Raw genomic sequence first — 1,577 nt, 5'->3', positions numbered from 1 at the left:
AATGTCATTAAGTTAAGCTAAAATAACAGTGACAGCGATATATTCTTATTAAGTTAAGCCTGGATACAATTTTATATCCAGGCTTTTAATCATACTGTAGTTAAAAATGTGATGTTTTAGGCATGACGAAAAGACAAATTTTTACACCTTAAAAAAATTTGCCTATGACTCGAATATGAAATATAATCAGTGTAGCGCTATGAGGCTTTTGTATTGAACGGAACAACTGATTGAGGTTTCATATTGCGCGGATATTTTCTATCTGGTCTTACTGGGGCCAGATATTTTTTTATTCTTTTTACCAATTCTTCTGTTCCAATTAATTTCCTTAACCAAAGCCTCATATTTGTTACGGCAGTAGATAGATTCACTTTGTAAGTATGTTTCCTTTTGTCAGATTGTTCTACTTCGATTCTTTCGGTAATGATATTTGTTAAGCAATGTAATAGAATTGCTGCATAGATTTCCTGTTGTATGAAATTACGCTTTTTTGAATGAAATGCCATCATTCCAATAATGTATTTCAATACTTTAAACGCTGTTTCTATATCCCATCTCATGTGATACATTTTCTTTAGTTCATTCAAATCAAATTCATCTCTTGTCAGATTTGTTACCAGACATTCATAGGTGTCATCCGTAATCTTAAAGCGAACAACTCTTAGATTCATTTTATAAAACTCTTTTGTTCCAAAATAATTAAACTCAGACTTGTTAGAAATGAATGTATATTTGTGCTTATTGGCTTTAGTTTCATTTGTTTGCTTACGAGTCAGTATTTTAGTAACATCTAAATCGAATTCTTCATCTGGTAAATTTAGATTTGAAAGAATTGAACCAAATACATCTATATCTTTAATACGAAATACAAACTTCTGATTATTTTCTATACAACATGCAATCAAATTGTATTTCTCATAGCCTCTATCAGCAGTAATAATCGAGTTTTCTGGATAATCATGTTTCATAATCATTTCCATTAATGCTGCACATTCTCTAGTCTTGTTTGCTGTATCAATACTTGTATCCCAAAAAACATGATTGATACAGTCATACAATCCGTTGATATGAAACTGACTAAATGGTTTATTATTGCCGTTCTGTCTTTTAGTATCTTCATCCTTTTCATCATAGGCAATATTTACATCTGAACCATCACAAGCTAGAACATGATATCCTTTCCAAGTCTTATAGTCATCAAATGCATTGACAAACAGATGCATGATTCTTTGAAAAGCACTGATATCAAGCTTATCTCTTTGTTGGCAAAGAGCCGAAGCAGTAGGTAAAAAATCAATATCATTAAAGTACTCACACAGTTCAGAGTTTAAACTTTTAGACTGCATCTGGATAATAAAGTGAATCAGTGTTTCAACTGGAAGTTTTCTCTTACGAGTAAAATCACTAATAGGGTCATTGCAGTAACAAGCGATGTTGTTACAAACCGTTTTAATAGAACGGTTAAAAACATCTAAAATCTTATCTGGAATCATAGGTAAAAATCCTCCTCTATAATTCCTTCGGATTATGTTTAAAATTCCGGTTTTTTGCTTGTCAAGTACTTTTTACACTTTTTG

1 protein-coding gene is annotated in these 1,577 nt (G+C 31.3%); it reads right to left on the bottom strand.

Going from position 1 to position 1,577, the window contains the following annotated elements; all coding sequences use genetic code 11:
- Positions 1-197: 197 nt before the first annotated feature.
- Complete coding sequence (locus EUBIFOR_RS11920) at positions 198-1,493, bottom strand: IS4 family transposase (RefSeq protein WP_003866329.1); 1,296 nt, start codon at positions 1,491-1,493, stop codon at positions 198-200.
- Positions 1,494-1,577 lie beyond the last annotated feature (84 nt).

It is taken from the genome of Holdemanella biformis DSM 3989 (assembly GCF_000156655.1).
In the GTDB taxonomy this organism is placed as follows: domain Bacteria; phylum Bacillota_I; class Bacilli_A; order Erysipelotrichales; family Erysipelotrichaceae; genus Holdemanella; species Holdemanella biformis.
The sequence above is the reverse complement of the archived record's forward strand: the minus strand, read 5'-3'. Positions and strand labels throughout refer to the sequence as shown.

Coding starts and splice junctions, on each gene's coding strand:
- EUBIFOR_RS11920 (WP_003866329.1), bottom strand. CDS start 1,493: ATGATTCCAGATAAGATTTTAGATGTTTTTAACCGTTCTATTAAAACG.